Source organism: Acidiphilium sp. PM, assembly GCF_000219295.1.
GTDB classification, from domain to species: domain Bacteria; phylum Pseudomonadota; class Alphaproteobacteria; order Acetobacterales; family Acetobacteraceae; genus Acidiphilium; species Acidiphilium multivorum.
In genome coordinates, this window is sequence record NZ_AFPR01000100.1 from 1 (window position 1) to 21,754 (window position 21,754).

The window sequence follows — 21,754 nt, forward strand, 5'->3', positions numbered from 1 at the left end:
CAGCGCAAGGGGGCGGAGGCGCTTTCCATCGTCGCCTGCACGCTGCTGCCCTATGAAGCGCGATTCGATCTCGGCGCCACGCTGGAGGACGCATCCAAGGCGGTCACGCTCGATCATCCGCATTGCGCGCGGTTCTGCGTGTTTGGCGCATCCTCCTGCATGAGTGCGAGGTAAGACGGACATGAGCACGACGACGGTCGGCCGCGCGGGGCGGCGGGGCACTGCGCGGGCGCTCGGCTTCGCAGCACTGGCGCTGGCGCTGGTCGCATTGGTGGTGGCGTTGCAGCGCCAGGGGCTGGGCATCGCGCGGCTGGAGGGCGATCTCGCCGGGCTGCGCGGCATGGTGGCGGCGCATCCGCTCGCCGGGTTCCTCCTCTATTTCGGGCTCTACGTGGCGGCGACTTCGCTCTCGGTGCCGGGGGCGGCGGTGCTGACGCTCGGCGCCGGCGCGTTGTTCGGCGTGGCGGAGGGGGCGGTGCTGGTCTCCTTCGCCTCGTCGATCGGCGCGAGTCTTGCGTTTCTCGCCGCCCGCTTCCTGCTGCGGGATTTCGCCCTCGCCCGCTTCCCCGCGCTGTTCGAGCGGATCGAGCGGGGCATCGCCCGCGACGGGGCGTTCTATCTCGTCTCGCTCAGGCTGGCGCCGGTGGTGCCGTTCTTCGCGGTCAACCTGCTGGCGGGGCTGACAAGCCTGCGGCTGCGCAGCTTCTACCTCGCGAGCCAGATCGGCATGCTGCCGGCGACATTGATCTATGTGAATGCCGGCGCCTCGCTCGCGACACTCGGCGGGCATGGTCCGATCCTCACGCAGCGCCTCGTCATCGGCCTGCTGCTGCTCGCCGCCCTGCCGCTCGCGGCCCCGCGCCTGCGCGACGCGCTCGCCACCCGCAGGCTTTATGCGCGGTTTCGCCGGCCGAAGCGGTTCGACCGCAACCTCGTGGTGATCGGCGCCGGCGCCGGCGGGCTCGTCGCCGCCTATGTCGCCAGCGCGGTGAAGGCAAAGGTGACGCTGGTCGAGGCCGGCGAGATGGGCGGGGACTGCCTCAATTCCGGCTGCGTGCCGTCCAAGGCGCTGCTCCACGCCGCGCGCGCGGGCAAGGATTTTCGCGCCGCGATCGCCGATGTCCGCGCCGCGATCGCGGGGATCGCGCCGCATGATTCGGTCGCCCGCTACGAGGGGCTCGGCGTCGAGGTCAGGCGGGGACGGGCCGTGATCGAATCGCCCTGGTGCGTCGCCGTCGACGGGGTGCCGATCACGACACGCGCCATCGTGATTGCGGCCGGAGCAGAACCCTTCGTGCCGCCCATTCCCGGCCTTGCCGAGGCGCCACATGCCACTTCGGAGACGCTGTGGGATATCGAGGACCTGCCGCGGCGGCTCGTCATTCTCGGCGGCGGGCCGATCGGCTGCGAGATGGCGCAGGCCTTTGCCCGCCTCGGCAGCGCGGTGACGCTGGTGGAGATGTCGGAGCGGCTGCTGGTGCGCGAGGACGACGAAGTTTCGGCGGCAATGGCGGCGGCGCTGGCGCGCGATGGCGTCGCGATCCGCACCGGCCACAGGGCCGAGGCAGTGACGCGCACGGAGGCGGGGTTCGCGCTCGTCGCGGCCAGCGGGGTCCAGACCATCGAGCTGCCGTTCGACCGGCTGCTGGTTGCCATCGGTCGCCGCCCGCGGGTGAGCGGCTACGGGCTGGAGGCGCTCGGCATTCCGCTCACCCCGGCGAGGACGATCGAGACCGATGACGGGCTGCGCACGCTCTATCCCAACATCTTTGCCTGCGGCGACGTCGCCGGGCCCTACCAGTTCACCCATATGGCCGGGTATCAGGGCGGATATGCCGCGCTGGGCGCGCTGTTCGCCCCGTTCTGGCGGTTTCGCCCGAGCTACCGGGCGGTGCCGGCGGTGACCTATACCAGCCCGGAGATCGCCCGCGTCGGGCTGAACGCGCGCGAGGCGGCGGCGCGGGGCATCGAAGCCGAGATCACCCGCTACGATTTCGCGGAGCTCGACCGCGCCATCGCCGAGGGCGATACCGAAGGCTTCGTCACCGTGCTGACAAGGAAGGGCAGCGACCGCATCCTCGGCGCGACCATCGTCGGCCCCCAGGCCGGCGAGTTGCTCACGGGCTTCACCCTCGCGATGCAGCACGGGCTCGGGCTGAAGAAGCTGATGGGCACGATCTTCCCCTATCCGACCCGTTCGGAGGCGATCCGCGCCGTCGCCGGGCAGTGGCGGCAGGCGCATGCCTCGGCGCGCGGGCTTGCGATCCTCGAGCGGTTCCACCGATGGCGACGCGGGTGAGCCTCCCCGTCATCGTCGTCTTCAGCCGCATCCCCCGCCTCGGCGTCGGCAAGCGGCGGCTCGCCCGCACGGTGGGGGACCGCGCGGCTTGGCGCCTGTCGCGAATCATGCTGTCCGGCCTGCTGCGCGAAATGCGGCGTCTTCGCGGTGTCGTCCGCCATCTCGCCGCCACCCCGGACCACCACGCGCGCCTCGCTACCCCCGGCTTCATTCGCACCGGGCAGGGACGGGGTGATCTCGGCGCGCGAATGCTGCGCGTGTTCCGCCGCCACCCGCGCCGGCCCGTCATCATCATCGGCAGCGACATTCCGGGCATCACCGCCGCCGACCTGCGGGGCACGCTGCGCCGGCTCCGCGGCGCGCAGGCCGTGTTCGGCCCGGCGACCGATGGCGGCTACTGGCTGATCGGACTCGCCGGACGGCGTCCCGCCGCGCCGTTCCGCGACGTTCGCTGGTCCTCGCCGCACGCCCTGGCAGACACGCTGCGCAACTTTCCCCGCCACCGAGTCGCCCTGCTGCGCCCGCTCACCGATCTCGACGATGCAGAGTCGCTCGGCGTCCACGCCCGCCCGGCCGCAAGCCGGGCTATCCGTCAGGCGCCGGCGCGGCGAATCTCGTAGGCGCGCAGATGGGTGTTGGCGACCGCCAGCAACGGGCACGACGCCGTCTCGCCCCGCCGCAGCAGGTCGCCGATGATGTGCTCGCCCTCGATCCGCCCGCCCTGTTCCATGTCCCGCAGCATCGAGGCGGTCATCGGCGATCCCTCTGTCGCCAGCCACTCCTTCAGCCGCGCCGCGGCGGCCGGCCGCAGTTCGAACCCGTGGCGCGCGGCAATGCCGGCGCATTCGGCGGCCAGGTCCAGCGCGATCCCGGCGCCGCCCGCCGCGACGATGGCGCCGACCGAGGCGCGCATCAGGCAGGTGATGCCAGCGAGCGAGGCAATGAACACCCATTTCTCCCACATGTCCTGCATGATCGCGTCGCTCAGCCGGGTGGTGAAGGCCGCCTGGCCGAACAGCTCGGCGATCGCCCGCGCCCGCGCCTCCTGCCCGGCGGACCGCGGCCCGAAGGTCAGCATATGGGCGTCGTTCAGGTGCAGCACGCGCCCGTCGGCATCCAGCACCGAGGAAATCACGCATTGCCCGCCGAGCACGGATGCAGCGCCGAACCGCGCGTCCAGTACATCGAGGTGCCGCATGCCGTTGAGCAGGGGCAGGATCAGCGTCCGCTGGCTCACCGCCGGCGCGAGCGCGGCCACCGCCTCCTCGAGGTCATAGGCCTTGCAGCTCAGCAGCACGAGGTCGAACGCGGGTCCCAGCCGGTCGGCGGTGACGAGCTTCGGCGCCGGTTCGTGGAAATCCCCCTTCGCGCTGCGGATCGCGAGGCCGGTCTCCGCCAGCGCCGCGGCCCGCGCCGGACGGACTAGGAAGGTCACATCCGCCCCCGCCTCGATCAGCCGCCCGCCGAAATATCCGCCGATGCTTCCGGCGCCGACAACGAGAATGCGCATGATGCTGCTCCTCAGCGCTGCATGATGATGAGGGTCGAGGTGGCCGAGGCGTAGAGCCGGCCGCTCGCATCGGTCAGTCTCGCCTCCGAGAAGCCGGCGCGGCGGCCGAGCGAGATCACCGTGCCGACCGCCCGCACCGTGCCGGTCTCCGCCGTCATCGCGCGGTGGTAGGACACCTTGAGTTCCAGCGTCGAATAGGCCTGCTCGGCGGTGAGCATGGTATGGACCGCGCAGCCGCAGGCGGAGTCGAGCAACGTCGCGGCATAGCCGCCATGCACCGTGCCGAGCGGATTATACACCTCGCGCCCCGGCGTGCCCTCGAACACCACCCGCCCCTCGCCGATCTCGACCAGGTGGAACCCGAGCGTCCGCCCCATCGCGAGCGTGACGTCCGACTCCATGAGGGCGCGAAGCTGGTCGATGCCGGGAAGCGGCGGTGTCGTATCGGGCATGGGCGGTCCTGTCTTCGGCGGGCAGTGCCATGCCTACCCCGCGCTGCCGCATGCGGCAATCCCGCGCGGCTTACCCGTCGGCCTCGCCCGCCGGCTTCTTGACCAGCCCGAGCATCACCGCCGTCACCATCGATCCGGCGACGATGGCGACCACATAGAGCCCGAGATGCGTCACCGCGTTCGGGATCGGCAGCACGAATACCCCGCCATGCGGCACGCGGAGCTTCACATCGGCCACCATGGAAATCGCCCCGGCGATCGCCGATCCGGTCATGGTGCAGGGAATGACCCGGAACGGATCCTCGGCCGCGTAGGGAATCGCCCCCTCGGTGATGAAGGAAAGGCCCAGCACGCCGGTCGACAGCCCAGACTCACGTTCGAGCGTGTTGAACCGGCTGGCGAACAGCCGGGTCGCCAGCGCGATGCCGAGCGGCGGCGTCATCCCCGCCGCCATCACCGCGGCCATCGGCGTGTAGACCTGCGCCGACAGCAGGCCGACCGAGAACGTATAGGCCGCCTTGTTCACGGGCCCGCCCATGTCGAACGCCATCATCGCGCCAAGAAGCAGGCCGAGCGCCAACGCGCTCGATCCCTGCATCGAGCGCAGGACATGCGTCATCAGGTGGAGCAATTCGGCCACTGGACGGCCGATGACGTAGATCATCAGCAGCCCGGTGAAGAGCGTGCCGAGCACCGGCAGCAGCAGCACCGGTTTCAGCCCCTGCAGGCCGCGCGGCAGGCGCAGAATCTCGTTCAGCCAGCGCGTCGCATAGCCGCCGATGAAGCCGGCCAGGATCGCGCCGAGAAACCCCGCCCCGGTCAGCGAGGCGAGCAGCCCGCCAATCATCCCCGGCGCGAGACCCGGACGGTCGGCGATCGAATAGGCGATGTAACCGCCGAGCACCGGCACGAACAGCGTGAAGGCCGATTTCGCACCGATCTCGAACAAGGCGCCGGCGAAACTGTGCGCCTGGGCGGCATCGGTCGCATGAATGCCGCCGAAGGCGAAGGCCAGCGCGATCAGCAGCCCGCCCGCGGTGACGAACGGTATCATGAACGACACGCCCGTCATCAGGTGCTTGTAGGGCCCGGTCCTCGGCTTCCGCGCGCCGGTGCGGGCCGCCGGCCGAGCCGTGCCACCCTGCAATTCCGCCTCGTCCAGCGCGCGGGCGATCAGCGCCTTGCCGTCGTTGATCGCCGGCTTGGTGCCGCTCTGGAACACGCGCTTGCCGCCGAACCGCCCGAGATCGACCTGCCGATCGGCGGCGATCAGAACGATATCCGCCGCCGCGATCTCGTCTTCCGTCAATGGCGTTCCCGCCCCGACCGACCCCTGGGTCTCGACGCGGATCTCGTGGCCGAGCGCCTTCGCCGCCTGCAACAGCCCCTCGGCCGCCATGAACGTATGGGCGATGCCGGTCGGACAGGAGGTGATCGCGACGATCCTCCGCCCGCCGGGCGGCACCGTCCCCGCCGCGCGGCCGAGCACGGCGGCGGCATCCGCCAGCACGTCGGCCAGCGTCGCGCGGATCGTTGCCTTTCCGGCGAAGCGCGGATCGCCCGCTTCACTCCCGCCGACCTCTATCGCTACCCCCGCCACAGCGATCCGGCTCGCGGCGAGCGGATCGAGCACACCCTCGCCGGTCCGCACCTCGATCTCGATATCGTGTCCCGCCTCCCGCGCCGCCCGGCGCAGCGCCTCGGCCGCGAGGACGCGGGTGACGGTGCCCTCCCCGCCGGCGATGATCGCGACGATGTCGCTCATGCTGCGTTCACTCCCTCGTATTGAATGATCACCGCGCCGGCCAGCGCCTCGACCACGGCGCGCTCCGGCAGGTTCGCCCCCGGTGCGCGCAGCTTGGCGGCGGCAAAGGCCGTCCCCAGCCGGGCGATCCCTTCGATCCCCTCGCCCGCGTGAATTCCGGCGATGATCCCGGCGACCATCGCATCCCCGGCGCCGACGGTGCTGGCGGCCCGCATCGGCGGCAGTGCCGCGTGCAGGCAGTCCTCGCCGGTGACGAACAGCGCTCCCTCGGCACCGAGCGAGACAGCGACCAGCGCCACCCCTCGCCCGAGCAGCCCGCGCGCCGCATCGCGCACCGTTACCGCATCCGGCAGGCGCCGCCCGGCCAGCGCCTCGAGCTCGGCGCGGTTCGGCTTGATGCACCAGGGCGGCGTGCCGCCCGCCAGCGCGCGGGCGAGTGGCGGGCCGGAACTGTCCAGCAGCACGCGCGCGCCGCGCGCCGCGAGGGAAGCGGTCAACTCGGCGTAAAGCCCCTCGTCGACCCCCGCCGGCAGGCTGCCGGCGAGAAGCACGACCGATCCCGGCGCCGCGAGACCGAGCAGCCGTTCCCTGACCGCGCGCACCGACTCCGCCGTCACCTCAAGCCCCGGCAGGTTGATGTCGGTGGTCTCGCCTGCATGCGCGAGCTTGACGTTGGTGCGCGTCTCACCCGGCACGTGAAGGCATTCGTCGCGGATCGCCTTCGACGCGAACAGCCGGGCGAACGGCGCCTCGTTGGCGCGGCCGAGCAGCCCGGCGGCGATGACCGGAATCCCGCCCCAGTCGGCCAGGCAGCTCGCGACATTCACGCCCTTGCCCCCGGCATGGAAGGCAACCGACCGTGCCCGGTGGACCGTGCCGGGGGACAGCCGATCGAGCAGGATCGTCTCGTCGATCGCCGGGTTCAGCGTCAGCGTGATCACCGGGCTCATCGCTGCGCTCCCGCATCCAGCGCGCGCACCTCGTCCGCCGTCGCGGCATCGAGCGCGCGCGCCGCCAGCGCCCGCAGCTCGTCGAAGCGCGAGCCCCGCAATCGCGCCTTGACGGCAGCGATGTCGCGCGGCGTCATCGACAGCTCGTTCACCCCGAGTCCAGCGAGCAGCGCCGCGCCGAACGGATCACCTGCAATGCCGCCGCACACGCCGACCCAGCGACCGTGCTTCGCCGCCCCCGCCACCGTCTGCGCGATCAGGCGCAGCACGGCGGGATGCAGGCTGTCCGCCTCGGCGGCGAGCTCGGGGTTCTGCCGGTCGATTGCGAGCGCGTACTGCGTCAGGTCGTTGGTGCCGATCGAAAGGAAATCGCACTGTGCGGCGAGCCGGTCCGCCGCGACCGCCGCCGCGGGCACCTCGATCATGATCCCCACCGGCAGCACCGGCGCGCCAAGCTCGGCGCGGATCCGCTCACAGGCGGCGCGAAGCCGGACGATCTCGCTCGCCGACGTCACCATCGGGAACATGACGGACACATCCCCGCCCGCCATCGCCGCGCGATAGATCGCCCGCAGCTGCGGCTCCAGAAGGTCAGGCCGGCGCAGCAGCAGCCGCGCCCCGCGCACGCCGAGAAAGGGGTTCTCCTCGCGCGGCAGGCCGAGATGCGCCACCTGCTTGTCGCCGCCGATATCGAGCGCGCGGATGATCAGGGGCCGTCCTTCCAACGCCGCGATCATCGCGCGGTAGACCGCCTCCTGCTCGTCCTCGTCCGGCGTCGCGCCGCGTTCGAGGAACAGGAACTCGGTGCGCATCAGCCCGACGCCCTCGCCGCCGGCCTCGAGGGCTGTCCGCACCTGGTCGGGCCGGTTGACATTGGCGGCAATCTCGATGCGGTGCCCATCCCGCGTCACCGCCGGCGCGCCGCGCTGCTGCGCCGCCTCCGCCTGCCGGGCGCGCATCGCCTCGCGCCAGGCGATCGCCGAGGCAATCGCCGGCTCCGGCGGATCGAGATAAAGCCGCCCCTCCGCGCCATCGAGAATCGCCATCTGGCCGGAGGCTGCTGCCAGCAGCGCGCCGCCGCCGGCAACCAGCGCCGGCAGGCCGAGCGTGCGGGCGAGGATGGCGGTGTGCGAGGTTGGCCCGCCCTGCGCCGTCGCCAGCCCGACCACAAGCGTCAGATCGAGCCCCGCAGTGTCCGAGGGCGACAGTTCCTCGGCGACGACGATGCACGGGACCGCCGGCAGATCCCGCAGCGAGCCGGGCACGGCCGACGGATCAAGCAAGGCCAGCACACGCCGGCCGACATCCCGCAGATCGGCGGCCCGCCCGGCCAGCACCGGGTTGCCCAGCGCCGACAGGCTCGCCGCCATCCGCTCGATCGCCTGGTTCCACGCCCAGGCCGGGCCATGCCCCTCGACCATCAGCTGGCAGGCCAGAGTGATCAGGTCGCTGTCGTTCAGCAGTTCCGCCTGGGCGCGGAAAATCGCCGCATCCGCGGCGCCGAGCCGGCGGGCGGTATCGTCGACCAGGACGGCAAGCTGCTGGCGCGTCGCCGCGAGTGCCGCCTCCAGCCGCGCCCCGCCCTCGGCCAGCGACACCGGCACATCGGCAACCTCCACCGCGCCACCGGCGACGACATGCAGCCGGCCGATGGCGATGCCCGGACTGGCGCCGATACCCTCGATTGCCGCGAGAGGGCCGGGTGGCGTCCAACCCCGCGTCGCGTCCGTGCCGCGCGCCGCCACCTTCGCCGCATCCGCCACTTCCTGCGCGGTGAGGCTGTCCATCCGCGCGCGTAGCCGCGCCAGCCCGGCTGCGGCGTCATCCCCCTCGGCGGAAACCACCACACGGTCGCCGGCGCGCAGGCCAAGCTGCAGCAGCGCCACCAGGTTGCGCCCGTCCGCCACCTCGTCGCCATGCCGCACCTGTACTCTGAGGCCGCTCTGCCGCACCGCCTCCACCCAGGCAGTCGCCGGCCGCGCGTGGAGCCCGGCGGGATAGTCCACCACGAAGTCGAACCGGTGCGCCAGATCGGCCGCCGGCGCGGCCGGAGCGGCGCGCGGTGCCTCGCCCGCGAGGGCGGCGACGATCTCGTCCACGTCCTCCGCGACTGCCAGCGCGGCGAGTATTTCTCCGTCCTGCATCAGCGCGGTAAGGCGGCGCAGGATGGCGATATGCGCGTCGCCCCGCGCAGCGATGGCGACGATGAACCATGCCATCTGCCCCGTCCCCCATTCCACACCGCCCGGTACCTGCACCACCGCTATGCCGTCGCGCCGGACCATGTGCCGGTCCTCGCCCATCCCGTGCGGAATGACGACACCGTGACCAAGGAACGTGTTGGCGACCGCTTCACGGCGCAACATGCTCTGCGCATATCCCGGCTCGACGCAGCCGGACGCGATCAGCAACTGCGCGGCCTCCTCGATCGCCGCTGCCTTCGAAGAGGGCGTGGCGCCGAGCCTAACCCGTTCGCGGCGGAGCAGATCATCCTGCGTGGAGACTGGCATTGACGGCTTCCTCGTTTGCTGCGCGCCGGACTGAAAACGTTTTCATGTTTTTATGTCAACAAAATTCTCGGATATTCCGGAAAATTTTCGGTGACCTGCTGATTTTTCCTTGCGGAAACAGCCAGTTTCATGCTCAGTTTCTGAGAACGATTTCCAGAATTTTTCTCTGGCAGGCACGAAAGACAACGCCCCGATGGCCGTTAGTATCAAGGATGTGGCCCGTGCCGCAGGGGTTTCGCCCGCCACGGTCTCGCGCACGCTCGGCGGCGGCCCCGTCAGTGCGGCGCTGCGCGACAAGGTCGAGGAGGCGGTGCGCCGCACCGGCTACCGGCCCAACCTGTCCGCCCGCCGCCTTCGCTCGCAGGAGTCGCAGACGGTCGGGCTGATTGTCGCCGACATCTCGAACCCCTTCTTCACCGCCGTCGCCCGCGCCGTTGAGCACGCCGCCTACCGCGCCGGCCTGCGCGTCATCCTGTGCAATACCGACGAGAACCCCGAGAAGGAAGCGATGTATCTCCAGCTCATGGAGCAGGAGCGCGTCACCGGGGTGATCTTCGCGCCGACCCGCGCCTCAGTGGAGCGGCTCGACCAGGGTCCGCGCCCGTCCTTTCCGATGGTGCTGATCGACCGCGCCGGCCGCGCCAGCGCGCAGGATGCCGTGGTGCTCGACAATTTCGCCGCCGGCTCGATGCTGGTCGAACACCTTGCCGGCCAGGGCTACCGGCGCATCGCCGGGCTGTTCGGCAATGCCAGCACCACCGGCGTGGAACGGCGCGACGGCTACGAGGCGGCGATGCTCCGCGCCGGGCTCTCGCCGTCGTCGCGCTTCATCGCCCCCAGCATCGAGGCTGCCGAGCAGGAAATCGCCCGCTGGTTCGCAAAGGGCAACCTGCCCGAGGCGGTGATCGCCAGCAATGGCCTGCTGCTGATGGGCGTGGTCCGCGCCCTGCGCGCCACCGGCCGGCGCATGCCGGAGGATCTCGCGATCGCCGGTTTCGACAATGAAAGCTGGACCGACCTCGTCGGTCCGGGCATCACCGTCATCGAACAGCCGGTGGCACAGATCGGCGAGGAGGCGATGCGCCTTCTGCTCGAAAGGCTCGATGCGCCCGAAGCCCCGGTGCGCAAGACCGTGCTCGGCGGGCGCTGCGTCATCCGCGGCTCAACCGCCCGCCGCGCTCTGGACGAAGCCGCCGAATAAGGCTTACGCCCGGCCCGTCAGCCGCATTTCGACCAGCCGCAATGCAGGCAGCTCAGGCAGCCCGCCTCGCGCACCAGGCCGGGCTGGCTGCATTTCGGGCAGAGCGCGCCGAGCGGGGTTGTGGCCGGCGCTTCCGCCACGCGCTGCTGGCTCGATGGCGGCACCAGGAACCCGGTCTCGACCATGTGCCGCTCGATCACGTCGCCGATCGCCGCGACCAGCGAGGGCACGTAGCGCCCGCCGCTCCACTGCCCGCCGCGCGGGTCGAACACCTGCTTCAGCTCCTCGGCCACGAAAGCGACCTCGCCGCCCCGGCGGAACACCGCCGAGATCATCCGCGTCAGCGCCACCACCCAGGCATAATGTTCGAGGTTCTTCGAGTTGACGAACACCTCGAACGGCCGGCGCATCCCGTCCTGCTCGATGTCGTTGATCGTGACGTACATCGCGTGCTCGCTATCCGGCCAGCGCAGCTTGTAGGTGGCACCGATCAGCTTGTCGGCGCGCACCAGCAGCCCGGCGGCGGTGGTCGCGGGCGCGGCTACCGCCGGCTTCGCATCCGCGGGTGGTGCGACCTCCAGCACCGAGCCGGTCACCGCGTTCGGCCGATAGGTGGTGCAACCCTTGCAGCCGCTGCGGTAGGCGTCGAGATAGACCTCCTGGAACGCCTCGAAGCCAATATCCTCCGGCACGTTCACCGTCTTGGAGATCGCGCTGTCGACATGGCGCTGCACTGCCGCCTGCATCCGCACATGTTCGGCCGGGGTCAGCTCCTGCGCGGTGACGAAATGCGCGGGCAGCGGCGCCCCCTCGCCGAACTTCGCGCGGAACAGCCGCAGCGCGTAGTCGGTGACCTCCTCCTCGCGCCGGCTGCCATCGCGTTGCAGCACCTTGCGGGTATAGGCCAGGGCGAAGACCGGCTCGACCCCGCTCGACACGTTGTCCGACAGCAGCGAGATCGTCCCCGTCGGCGCGACCGAGGTAAGCAGCGCGTTGCGGATTCCGTGCGCGGCGATGGCGGCGCGGACATCCTCGTCGAGCCCGGCGATGGTCTCGCCGGCGAGGTATTGCGCGGCGTCGTAGAGCGGGAACGCGCCCTTCTCGGCGGCGAGTGCGGCGGAGGCGAGATAGGCGGCGCGCTCGATCTGCCGCGCCCAGTCGCCGGCCCGCGCGGCGGCCTCCGGCGTGCCGTAGCGCAGGCCGCACATCATCAGCGCATCGGCGAGCCCGGTCATGCCGAGGCCGACGCGCCGCTTGGCCACCGCCTCCTCGCGCTGCGCCTCCAGCGGGAAGCCGGAGGCGTCGATCGTGTCGTCCAGCATGCGGACCGCAATGGTGACGAGTTCGGCAAGCTCCGCCTCGTCGATCCGCGCGCCGGGGCCGAACGGATCGCGCACCAGCCGCGCGAGGTTGATCGAGCCGAGCAGGCAGGCGCCATAGGGCGGCAGCGGCTGCTCGCCGCAGGGATTGGTCGCGTGGATCGTCTCGCAATAATAGAGGTTGTTGCGCTTGTTGATCCGGTCGATGAAGATCACCCCCGGCTCAGCGTAATCATAGGTCGCGCGGGTGATCGCCTCCCACAGCGCGCGTGCCTGCAGCGTGCGATAGACCTTGCCCTCGAACACGAGATCCCACGCCGCATCCGCCTCGACCGCGCGCATGAAATCATCGGTGACGAGCACCGAGAGGTTGAAGTTGCGCAGCCGCCCAGGCTCGCGCTTGGCGGCAATGAAGGCCTCGATGTCGGGATGGTCGCAGCGCATTGTCGCCATCATCGCGCCGCGCCGCGCCCCGGCGGACATGATGGTGCGGCACATCGAATCCCACACATCCATGAACGAGAGCGGACCCGACGCATCGGCGCCGACCCCGCGCACCGCAGCGCCCTTGGGCCGGATCGAGGAGAAATCGTAGCCGATGCCGCCGCCCTGTTGCATGGTCAGCGCCGCCTCGCGCAGATGGGCGAAGATCCGGCCGAGATCGTCCTCGATGTCGCCCATAACGAAGCAGTTGAACAGCGTTACCCGCCGCGCCGTGCCGGCGCCGGAAATGATCCGCCCGGCGGGGACGAAGCGGAAATCGCGCAGCGCCTCGTAGAACGGCGCCTCCCAGCTTGAGGGCTCGCGCTCGGTTTCCGCCAGGGCGCGGGCGACACGCCGCCATGTGTCCTCGACGGTGCGGTCGACCGGCTCGCCGGCCTCGTCCTTCAGCCGGTATTTCGCATCCCAGATCTGCGCCGAGATCGGCGCCATCGTGTCGATCACGGAGGAAAGGGAAGCGGAAAAGTCTGCCGGGATATCCATGTCGATCACTCCGATCTGGCGTTCGGGCGCGCAAGCGGCGCCGACTCGGGCCGGCGCATCATACCAGTGCTGCGCCCCCCACCGCCACCTCGGCGCGGCTCACTTCCAGGGACGGGAGGCGGCGCGATAGTCCCGCCATGCCGGTTCCAGACGGCGTTTCGCCTTCCGCGCGCGGCGTGTCGCCCAGCGCCGCACAAGGGACGCCACAGGCACATCGTCAGCCGCAAGCTCTTCCGCAAGGTCATGCGCGACCCCGGCATCGTTGAACCGGCCGAGCTGGTCGAGCACCGCGGCGGCGGCGGCGCGAAAATCCCCGAGTGCGAGGCCGGGCGCCACACCCTCCAGCGCCTCGGCGGCGTAGTTCGCCCGCTTCAGCGCCTTGCGCAGCGCGTGCAACTCCTTGTCCGACAGGCGGGCGATCCGCCGCCCGCGCCGTCGCACCCGCCGGTCGAGCCGGCGGAGCAGTTCAGGCGCCAGCACGTCGATCGGCCGGTTCGTCGCGTCCGGCGCGATGATGGACGGCCCGGCTGCCCAGCGCGCGATGTCCCGGGCGAGATCCGCGCATTCCGACGCCGCCCCGCTCGCTGCCAGACGCTCATGCGCCTGTCGCCGCGCCGCGTCCGACGCCGCGAGCACCGCCGCCGCCGCCGCCGCATCAACCTCCCCCTTCATCGCCGCGGGGAAGGATCTCAGGCACGCCACGTCCCAGTCCCGCGCCGGGCTGTATGCGCGGCCGAGTTCGCGCAGCGCGGCGTCGAACCGCCGCCGTTCGGCGCGGTCGAGACAGGGGGCGAAAAGAGCGAGCACGCTGCGCAGCCGACGGATCGCCACCCGGCGCCGGTGCACCGATTCGACATCGTCCACATCGTCCCGGCCGAGCTCGGCGCAACGCGCGGCAACGATCCGCCGCCAGGCCGTGCGCGTCCGCAGCCGCGGCGGATGCGCCTTTGCCGCCGCGGCGGCATGCCGGGTTCCGCTCTCAGCCATCACATCCCTCCGCGGTCGCGGTTGGAACGCCTCACCACACCCTGCGCCCGGGCGATAAACGGCGTCAATGCACCAGAATGGCCGCGCCGAGGCTCGCCGCCGCCATCAGCACCATGAACGCCACCAGCGGCGCGCCGGTCCTGAAGCGGGAATAGGCGCTGGCATAGATCGCCTGGAAGATGTGGTTCGAGCCGGTCGCGATCAGCACGGCTTCCATCTCCACCGGGTCCGGCGCCGCGCCCGCGCCATGCGTCGCGAGGCTGATGATGAACGGGTTGATGTCGGTCACGCCGACGATCCCGGCCAGGGTGTAGAGGCCGGAACTGCCATAGGCCCGCATCGTCACCGAGGCGAGGATGGAAACGACGACGAACAGCACCCCGAACGTCGCCGCCGTGCCGAGGCCGAGCGGGTTGGAGACATCGGCGATCGCCGGCGGCGCCGTCGCCGCGTGGTTGCGCAGGCGATACCAGACGAGTGCGACCAGCCCGCCGAGCGCGCCCACCCCGAGCATCCACGGCGCGAGCGATAGCGCCATCGCCGGATCGAACAGCAGGATCACCACGAGCAGGCGCGGATACATCACCGCATTCGCCAGCACGATGCCGCTCTGCGCTTCGACCACCGCCGCCGCCTCGGCGGCGGCGCGGCGGGCGAGCACCACGGTGGTCACGGTCGAGGAATAGATGCCGCCGAGAAAGGCGACCAAGAGCCCCGAGCCGCGCGGCACCACATAGCGGCGCAGCAGATAGCTGGCATAGGAAATTGACGAGACCGCCACCATCGCGAGCCACGCCTCGTACGGGGTCACGCTGGTGATCGTCGTCACCGGCCGGTCGGGCAGCAGCGGCAGCACGAGGCCGGTGATCAGCAGGAATCGCCCGGCATTGACGATCTCGGCGAGGTCGATCCCGCGCGCCAGCGAATGCAGCGTCTCGCGCGCCGTCAGCAGCAGCGTCGCCGCGACGGTAAGCCCCACCGCCATCCAGAACGGCCCGGCCAGCGCCAGCGGCCCGATCAGGAAGGCGAGCACGTTCGACAGCGGTGCCATCAGCCCGACATTGCGCGAGCCGTCCGGGGCGAGTTCCTCCATGCCGCGCCAGTAATAGAGGCCAAGCCAGAGACCGAGCACGGCGAGCCCGACGCCGAGCAGCAGCGGCGGCGCGGGGTCGAGCGCGTAGAGCACGCCGCCAGCCAGCGCCAGCAACGGGAAGCTGCGCACCCCGCCCGGCCTGCTTCTGCCAGCGCGGGCGTTGAAATCCTCGTAGGCCAGACCGAAGAAGAAGCCGAGCCCGACAAGGATGAGCCAGGCGGCAAACCCCGTATGCCCGAGGGCGATCATGCCCGCATCCGTCTTCATCCTGCCCGCGTCATCGCCGCACGCCCTCCGCTGCCACCGGTTTTGCCCCGGCGCGAGACATGTTACCGCAGCCGACGATGCGCCGCGCCCGCCCTTCGGGCAAGCCGGCCCGGCGCGCAACGGTTCACCCACGGGCAGAGGAGCAAGCGCCCATGAAGACCTACCGGATCGCCTCGATTCCCGGCGACGGCATCGGCCCCGAAGTGATCGGTGCCGGGCTCGACGTGCTCGACGCCCTCGCCCGCCGCGACGGCGGCTTCGCGCTCGACGTCACGGCGTTCGACTACGGCTCGGATTACTACCGCCGCCACGGGGTGATGATGCCGGACGGCGCGCTGGAACGGCTGAAGGCCTTCGACGCAATCTATTTCGGCGCGGTCGGCGCGCCGGACATCCCCGACCATGTCACCCTCTGGGGTCTGCGCCTCGCGATCTGCCAGGGGTTCGACCAGTATGCCAATGTCCGCCCGACCCGGGTGCTGCGCGGCCTCGACTCGCCGCTGCGCGCCTGCGCCCCGGCGGATCTCGACTGGGTGATCGTGCGCGAGAACAGCGAGGGCGAATATGCCGGCCAGGGCGGCCGCTCGCATCGCGGCCACGCCGAGGAGGTCGCGACCGAGGTGGCGATCTTCACGCGCGCCGGCGTCGCGCGGATCATGCGCTTCGCCTTCGCCCTCGCCGCGTCGCGCCCGCGCAGGCACCTCACCGTCGTCACCAAGTCGAACGCGCAGCGCCACGGCATGGTGCTGTGGGACGAGGTCGCCGCCGAGACAGCGCGCGATTTCCCGGAGGTGACGTGGGACAAGATGCTGGTCGATGCGATGACCGTCCGCATGGTGCACGCCCCGGCGAGCATCGACACGGTGGTGGCGACCAACCTGCACGCCGACATCCTCTCCGACCTCGCCGCCGCACTCGCCGGCTCGATCGGCATTGCACCGACGGCGAACGTCAACCCGGAGCGGAACTACCCCTCGATGTTCGAGCCGATCCACGGCTCCGCCTTCGACATCACCGGCAAGGGCATCGCCAATCCGGTCGGCGCGTTCTGGACGGCGTCGCAGATGCTGGAGCATCTCGGCGAGGCGGATGCGGCGCGGCGGCTGATGGCGGCGGTGGAACGGGTGACGGCGGCCGGCATCCGCACCCGCGATCTCGGCGGCGATGCCACCACGGCCGAGGTAACGGCGGCGGTGATCGACGCGATCGAGGGCGGCAACGCATAGGCGCAGCGCAGCCTGCGCCCCTTGCGCCGGCCCCTTCCATGCGCAATTCGACTAGGTGTGTAACGAGCACGAGGAGCAGCAATGATCACCGGCAGCTTTCCGACCACCCGCCTGCGCCGCAACCGCCGCGATGGCTGGACGCGGCGCATGGTCGCCGAGACCACGCTGTCGGTGGACAATCTGATCTGGCCGATCTTCGTCCGCGCCGGCGATGGCGAGCCGACGCCGGTCGCCACCATGCCGGGTGTCGTGCGGGTCGGGCTCGACCGCCTCGCCGCCCATGTCGAGCCGGCGGCGCGGCTCGGCATTCCGGCCATCGCCCTGTTTCCCGCCACCCCGCCCGAGCTCAAGAACCCCGAGGGCACCGAGGCGCTGAACCCGGACAACCTGATCTGCCAGGCCGCCCGGCTGCTCAAGCGCGAATTCCCCGAGCTCGGCCTGATCGGCGATGTGGCGCTCGATCCCTATACCGATCACGGGCATGACGGCGTGCTGCGCGAAGGCTATGTCGCCAACGACGAATCGGTCGAGATCCTCGAACGCCAGGCGGTGAACCAGGCGCTCGCCGGGATCGACGTGATCGCGCCCTCGGACATGATGGACGGGCGGATCGGCAGCATCCGCGCCGCCCTCGATTCCGAGGGGCTGATCGACACGCGGATCATGAGCTACGCCGCCAAATACGCCTCCGCCTTCTACGGCCCGTTCCGCGAGGCGCTCGGCTCCAACGCGGCGCTGAAGGGCGACAAGAAGACCTACCAAATGGACCCCGCCAACACCGACGAGGCGCTGCGCGAGGTGGCGATGGACATCGACGAGGGCGCCGACATGGTGATGGTCAAGCCGGGCATGCCCTATCTCGACATCATCCGCCGCGTGCACGAGCGCTTCGCGGTGCCGACCTTCGCCTATCAGGTGAGCGGCGAATACGCGATGCTCGCCACCGCGATGGAACACGGGCTGCTCGACCGCGAGCGCGGCATTCTCGAAACGCTGATGGGCTTCCGCCGCGCCGGCGCCGCCGGGGTGCTCACCTATTTCGCGGTGGAAGCGGCAACCCTGCTGCGCCGGGGCTGAGCCGGCGATCACAGGTCGGGCGGCGCCAGGTGCGCGCCGCCCCCTCAACTCACATGCCGAGCGCGCGGCGATAGACGTCGATCAGCATTTCCTGCTCCTCGACCTCGGCCGGCTCCTGCTTGCGCAGGCGGATGAGCTGACGCAGCACCTTGACATCGAAGCCGGCCGATTTCGCCTCGGCATAGATGTCCTTGATGTCCGAGCCCAGCGCCTTGCGCTCCTCCTCGAGCCGCTCGATGCGCTCGACGATGCTGCGCAGCCGGTCGGCCGCGATATTGCCGTGGCTCGCATTGTCTTCCTGGGTCTCTGCCGCATCGAACGCCATCTGTGCTCCTCCGTCGGATCGGTCGGACGCGCGGGATAGAGCGCGCGCCCGCGCCGGTCAATGCCCCTGCCGGCTCGCGACCTCGAAGGCCGCCTTCTGCGCGTCGCTGGCCGGGGTCTGGTGGCGCGCCTGCCATTCCTTGTAGGGCATGCCGTACACGATTTCGCGCGCATCCGGATCGCTCAGCTCCAGGCCGCGCGCCTCCGCCGCCTCGCGGTACCAGCGCGAAAGGCAGTTCCGGCAGAAGCCGGCAAGGTTCATCATGTCGATATTCTGCACATCCGTCCGCTCGCGCAGATGCGCGACCAGACGTCGGAAAGCCGCTGCCTCGAGTTCGGTGCGGGTGGCATCGTCGAATCGGTCGTTGTCCATTGAAACGGTCTCCTTACGCGTGCGGCAGGTGGTCATCGCCGCGCATGTTTGCCATAGAGACGTTTATCACGACGCCGGTCACGGCGCGACACGATAACCCGGTCATCGGGACCTGGCAGGCGGACAGATTCAGAGGGGACCAGCATGGCATCCAGGCTGCGGCGTCATCGGCGCACGAAAATCGTTGCTACTATCGGGCCGGCAAGTTCGACGCCGGAGATACTGTCGCAGCTCTTCGAGACCGGCGCCGACGTGTTCCGGCTCAATTTCAGCCACGGCACGCATGAGGATCACCTTGCGCGCCTGCAGATGATCCGCGCGCTGGAGCGGAAGTTCGACAGGCCGATCGGCATCCTCGCCGACGTGCAGGGGCCGAAGCTGCGCGTCGGCCAGTTTCGCGGCGGACGCGTGCAGTTGCAGACCGGCGCCGAATTCCAGCTCGACCTCAACCCCGCCCCCGGCGATACCCGCCGCGTCAACCTGCCGCATCCCGAGATCATCGAGGCCGCCAGCATCGGCGCCACCCTGCTGCTCGATGACGGCAAGCTGCGCCTGCGGGTGCTGCGCAAGCGCGAGGACCACCTGCTGACCGAGGTCGTCACCGGCGGCCCGCTCTCCGACCGCAAGGGCGTCAACGTGCCCGACGTGGTGCTGCCGATCCCGGCGCTGACGAAGAAGGACCGCGCCGATCTCGCCTTCGCGCTCGAACACGGCATCGACTATATCGGCCTGTCCTTCGTCCAGCGCGCCGCCGACGTGCTGGAGGCGAAGGAGATCGCCGCCGGCCGCGCCCTGGTGATGACCAAGATGGAAAAGCCCCAGGCGCTCGACAATCTCGACGAGATCATGGACGCGACGGATGCCGTCATGGTCGCGCGCGGCGATCTCGGCGTCGAGCTGCCGCCCGAGGAAGTGCCGATCGTGCAGAAGCGCATCATCCGCGCCGCCCAGCAGCGCGGCCTGCCGGTGGTCGTCGCGACGCAGATGCTGGAGAGCATGATCTCCGCCCCCGCCCCCACCCGCGCCGAGGCATCGGACGTGGCGGCCGCGGTGTTCGACGGCGCCGATGCGGTGATGCTCTCGGCCGAGAGTGCCGCCGGCCAGTATCCGCGCGAGGCGGTGAACATGATGGACCGCATCGTCGCCCGGGTGGAGCGGGACGATGACTGGCGGCGGACGATCGACGCCAAGCGGCCGGACCCCGAACCTTCCTCGGCCGATGCCATCGCCCGTGCCGCCGAACAGGTCGCGCACACGATCGGCGCGCGCGCCATCGTCGCCTTCACCAGTTCCGGCGCCAGCGCGCTGCGCGTCGCCCGCGAGCGGCCGGACTGCCCCGTGATCGGCCTGACACCCAGTCTGGACACCGCCCGCCGCCTCGCGGCGGTCTGGGGCGTGCATGCCGTGGTCACGCAGGATGTGGGCTCGATGACCGAGGCTGTCGCCCTTTCGGCGAAGGTCGCGCGGCAGGAGGGCTTCGCCCAGCCGGGCGAAGAAATCGTCGTCGTCGCCGGCGTCCCCTTCGGCCAGAGCGGCACGACCAACGCGCTGCGCGTGGCCAGGGTGTAACCCGCACGCCCCTTGCATTGCCGCCGTGCCCGGGCAAGACTGAAGCCCAGGGAGGACATCATATGATCGCGATTACCGTTCTGTATCCGAAGACCGCCACCTCGACCTTCGACACCACCTATTACCACGACAAGCACATGAAGCTGGTCGGCGACCGCTGGGGATCGATGGGCCTCAAGGGCGCCACCGTGCTGCATGGTGTCAACGGGCCGGATGGCGCGGCTCCGCCCTACGCCGTCATCACCACGCTCCAGTTCGAAAGCCTTGAGGCCTTTGGCAAGGCCGTGCAGGCGCATGGCCCCGAGGTGATGGGCGACATCGCCAACTTCACCAACGTCCAGCCGGTCCTGCAATTCAGCGAGATCGCCGCCTGACACGGAATTTAACCTGAACTTTCTTTACTTCCCGAGGCTTCCGGGCCTATCTGAAGGCGGTCGCGATCTTGTGCGGCCGCCTTTTGTTGTTCCGTTGGGAGGTTGCATGCGCCGGATCGCCCCGCTCCTGTTCGCCGCCGCGTTCATTACCGGCAATGCGTCCGCCTGCGTCACGCCGGAGAACCAGGAAGCGCTCGACATCATCGGCCTGAAAAGCACGCTGATGGTCTCGGCCCTCACCTGTGGCCAGCGCAGCCAGTACGATCAGTTCATGACGCGCTTTCATCCCTACATCCTGCGCGAGCAGCATGTTCTGGACGCTTATTTCCGGGCCCGGCACGGGCGCGCCTATCAGCATTACGAAGACAGCTACGTGACCAATCTCGCGAACGCGCAGTCCACCGCCGGTATCCACCAGGGTTCCGATTTCTGCGCCGCGAGCCAGCATTTGTTCGATCAGGTGCTCGGCCAGCCCGACCAGACGGCGCTGGTCACCTTCGCCCGCCAGAATCCGGCGGCGCAGCCGATCGTCGTGCTGACCTGCGGCATCGTCGAGTCGGACGAGTTCCGCCGGATGGAGCAATACACGCCGCGGCACTGATCCCAGCGTGACGACCCTCGCCAACGCGCCGAATTTCCGCGATGTAGGCCCGCTGCCACTGACCGGGGGCGGCACGCTGCGGCCGGGCCGGCTGTTCCGCTCCGGCCAGCTATCCAGCCTCGACGAGGCCGACCTGAAGCGCCTCGAAGCGCTCGGCATCCGCCTGGTCTGCGACCTTCGCAGCAGCGGCGAACGCAAGCGCTTCGCCTCGCGCTGGCCCACACTCGCCCCGGCGCGGATCATCGAGATGCCCGCCAGCACCGATAGCGCCGCCGGCATGCAGACGCTGATCCTGCGCCTTGCCGGCCAACCCGGTGCGGCGGGCGCGCGGCGGGCGATGCTCGATCTCTATGCCAGCCTGCCCGCCCTGCTCGCCGCGACGATTTCCGCCGCGACAGAAGCGATGGCCAGCGGCTGGGGCGTGCCGGTCCTGCTGCACTGCCATGTCGGCAAGGACCGAACCGGCGTCGCCACCGCGCTGCTGCTCACCGCTCTCGGCGTGCGGCGGGAGGCGATCCTCGCCGATTATGAGGAAACCGGCCGGCGCATCGATATCGTCGAGGAAACCAGGCACATCGCGCGCAGCCTCAACAAGCTGCTCGGCCACACGGTCGATCCCGGCGCGCTCGACGCGCTCGGCCGGACCGATCCCGCCTATCTCGACAGCGCCTTCACCGCGATCGACCGGGATTGGGGCGGTATCGACGCCTACCTGGCCGCCTCCGGCATCACGACCAGCCGGCGCGAGCGCCTCGCGACCTTGTTCCACGCATGAAAAAACCCCGGCGTTTCCGCCGGGGTTTCCTGATCCGATCTGCAGGCCTTGCTCAGTGGAGGATGATTTCCACGCGGCGGTTCTGCGGCTCGCGAACG

19 protein-coding genes are annotated in these 21,754 nt (G+C 70.2%); 9 read left to right on the forward strand and 10 right to left on the reverse strand.

Annotated elements, in window-relative coordinates; genetic code table 11:
- Positions 1-181 precede the first annotated feature (181 nt).
- Entirely contained in the window at positions 182-2,299 is a 2,118-nt protein-coding gene (locus APM_RS04790) for an FAD-dependent oxidoreductase (RefSeq protein WP_007422225.1), read from the forward strand.
- Positions 2,296-2,919: a TIGR04282 family arsenosugar biosynthesis glycosyltransferase gene (locus APM_RS04795; protein ID WP_231295328.1), complete on the forward strand. Its 624-nt coding sequence runs from the start codon at positions 2,296-2,298 to the stop codon at positions 2,917-2,919. Before APM_RS04790 ends, APM_RS04795 begins: the two co-directional genes overlap by 4 nt.
- Here the strand turns inward: APM_RS04795 and panE are convergent.
- From panE to ptsP, 5 genes are all read right to left on the reverse strand, one after another.
- Complete coding sequence (panE, locus tag APM_RS04800; RefSeq protein WP_007422227.1) at positions 2,892-3,809, reverse strand: 2-dehydropantoate 2-reductase; 918 nt, start codon at positions 3,807-3,809, stop codon at positions 2,892-2,894. The two genes, APM_RS04795 and panE, sit on opposite strands and share 28 nt — an antisense overlap.
- A gap of 11 nt (positions 3,810-3,820) precedes the next feature.
- Positions 3,821-4,261 (reverse strand): PaaI family thioesterase, encoded by a 441-nt coding sequence (locus APM_RS04805; RefSeq protein WP_007422228.1) that lies wholly within the window; start codon positions 4,259-4,261, stop codon positions 3,821-3,823.
- Between the two features lie 70 nt (positions 4,262-4,331).
- The gene (locus APM_RS04810; RefSeq protein WP_007422229.1) at positions 4,332-6,026 is read right to left on the reverse strand and encodes a PTS fructose transporter subunit IIC; all 1,695 of its coding nucleotides are present in this window, start codon (positions 6,024-6,026) and stop codon (positions 4,332-4,334) included.
- Complete coding sequence (pfkB, locus tag APM_RS04815; RefSeq protein WP_007422230.1) at positions 6,023-6,976, reverse strand: 1-phosphofructokinase; 954 nt, start codon at positions 6,974-6,976, stop codon at positions 6,023-6,025. The genes APM_RS04810 and pfkB overlap by 4 nt, the downstream gene beginning before the upstream one ends.
- A complete protein-coding gene (ptsP, locus tag APM_RS04820; RefSeq protein ID WP_007422231.1) occupies positions 6,973-9,486 on the reverse strand; it encodes a phosphoenolpyruvate--protein phosphotransferase in 2,514 nt (837 codons plus the stop codon). Before ptsP ends, pfkB begins: the two co-directional genes overlap by 4 nt.
- Before the next feature lie 193 nt (positions 9,487-9,679).
- Here ptsP and APM_RS04825 point away from each other — a divergent pair, with 193 nt between their 5' ends.
- Positions 9,680-10,687 carry a LacI family DNA-binding transcriptional regulator gene (locus APM_RS04825; protein WP_007422232.1) on the forward strand — a complete coding sequence of 336 codons (1,008 nt, stop codon included), beginning with the start codon at positions 9,680-9,682 and terminating at the stop codon, positions 10,685-10,687.
- Between the two features lie 17 nt (positions 10,688-10,704).
- Here APM_RS04825 and APM_RS04830 read toward each other — a convergent pair whose 3' ends face one another.
- From APM_RS04830 to APM_RS04840, 3 genes are all read right to left on the reverse strand, one after another.
- Complete coding sequence (locus APM_RS04830) at positions 10,705-12,990, reverse strand: adenosylcobalamin-dependent ribonucleoside-diphosphate reductase (protein WP_007422233.1); 2,286 nt, start codon at positions 12,988-12,990, stop codon at positions 10,705-10,707.
- Positions 12,991-13,089: 99 nt separating this feature from the next.
- A complete protein-coding gene (locus tag APM_RS04835) occupies positions 13,090-13,977 on the reverse strand; it encodes a CHAD domain-containing protein (RefSeq protein WP_039887802.1) in 888 nt (295 codons plus the stop codon).
- A gap of 64 nt (positions 13,978-14,041) precedes the next feature.
- Positions 14,042-15,337 carry a DUF4010 domain-containing protein gene (locus APM_RS04840; protein ID WP_007422235.1) on the reverse strand — a complete coding sequence of 432 codons (1,296 nt, stop codon included), beginning with the start codon at positions 15,335-15,337 and terminating at the stop codon, positions 14,042-14,044.
- Between the two features lie 152 nt (positions 15,338-15,489).
- Between APM_RS04840 and APM_RS04845 the strand changes: the two genes are divergently transcribed.
- Positions 15,490-16,563: a tartrate dehydrogenase gene (locus tag APM_RS04845; protein WP_007422236.1), complete on the forward strand. Its 1,074-nt coding sequence runs from the start codon at positions 15,490-15,492 to the stop codon at positions 16,561-16,563.
- Positions 16,564-16,644: 81 nt separating this feature from the next.
- Positions 16,645-17,640 (forward strand): porphobilinogen synthase, encoded by a 996-nt coding sequence (gene hemB / locus APM_RS04850; RefSeq protein ID WP_007422237.1) that lies wholly within the window; start codon positions 16,645-16,647, stop codon positions 17,638-17,640.
- 49 nt (positions 17,641-17,689) lie between these two features.
- On the opposite strand, the gene APM_RS04855 is transcribed toward hemB, so the two are convergent.
- Together APM_RS04855 and APM_RS04860 are read right to left on the reverse strand one after the other, a co-directional pair.
- Positions 17,690-17,965, reverse strand: a complete 276-nt coding sequence (locus APM_RS04855) for a DUF2312 domain-containing protein (RefSeq protein WP_007422238.1) — start codon at positions 17,963-17,965, stop codon at positions 17,690-17,692.
- A 57-nt stretch (positions 17,966-18,022) separates the two neighbouring features.
- Positions 18,023-18,337: a DUF1244 domain-containing protein gene (locus tag APM_RS04860; protein ID WP_007422239.1), complete on the reverse strand. Its 315-nt coding sequence runs from the start codon at positions 18,335-18,337 to the stop codon at positions 18,023-18,025.
- Positions 18,338-18,481: 144 nt separating this feature from the next.
- Between APM_RS04860 and pyk the strand changes: the two genes are divergently transcribed.
- The 4 genes from pyk (at position 18,482) to APM_RS04880 (ending at position 21,656) form a co-directional block, all read left to right on the forward strand.
- Positions 18,482-19,906 carry a pyruvate kinase gene (pyk, locus tag APM_RS04865; RefSeq protein WP_007422240.1) on the forward strand — a complete coding sequence of 475 codons (1,425 nt, stop codon included), beginning with the start codon at positions 18,482-18,484 and terminating at the stop codon, positions 19,904-19,906.
- A gap of 62 nt (positions 19,907-19,968) precedes the next feature.
- Entirely contained in the window at positions 19,969-20,280 is a 312-nt protein-coding gene (locus APM_RS04870; protein WP_007422241.1) for an EthD family reductase, read from the forward strand.
- Positions 20,281-20,386: 106 nt separating this feature from the next.
- Entirely contained in the window at positions 20,387-20,881 is a 495-nt protein-coding gene (locus tag APM_RS04875) for a hypothetical protein (protein WP_007422242.1), read from the forward strand.
- A gap of 7 nt (positions 20,882-20,888) precedes the next feature.
- On the forward strand, positions 20,889-21,656 hold the full coding sequence (locus APM_RS04880) for a tyrosine-protein phosphatase (protein WP_007422243.1): 768 nt from the start codon (positions 20,889-20,891) through the stop codon (positions 21,654-21,656).
- The last annotated feature ends 98 nt before the right edge of the window (positions 21,657-21,754 follow it).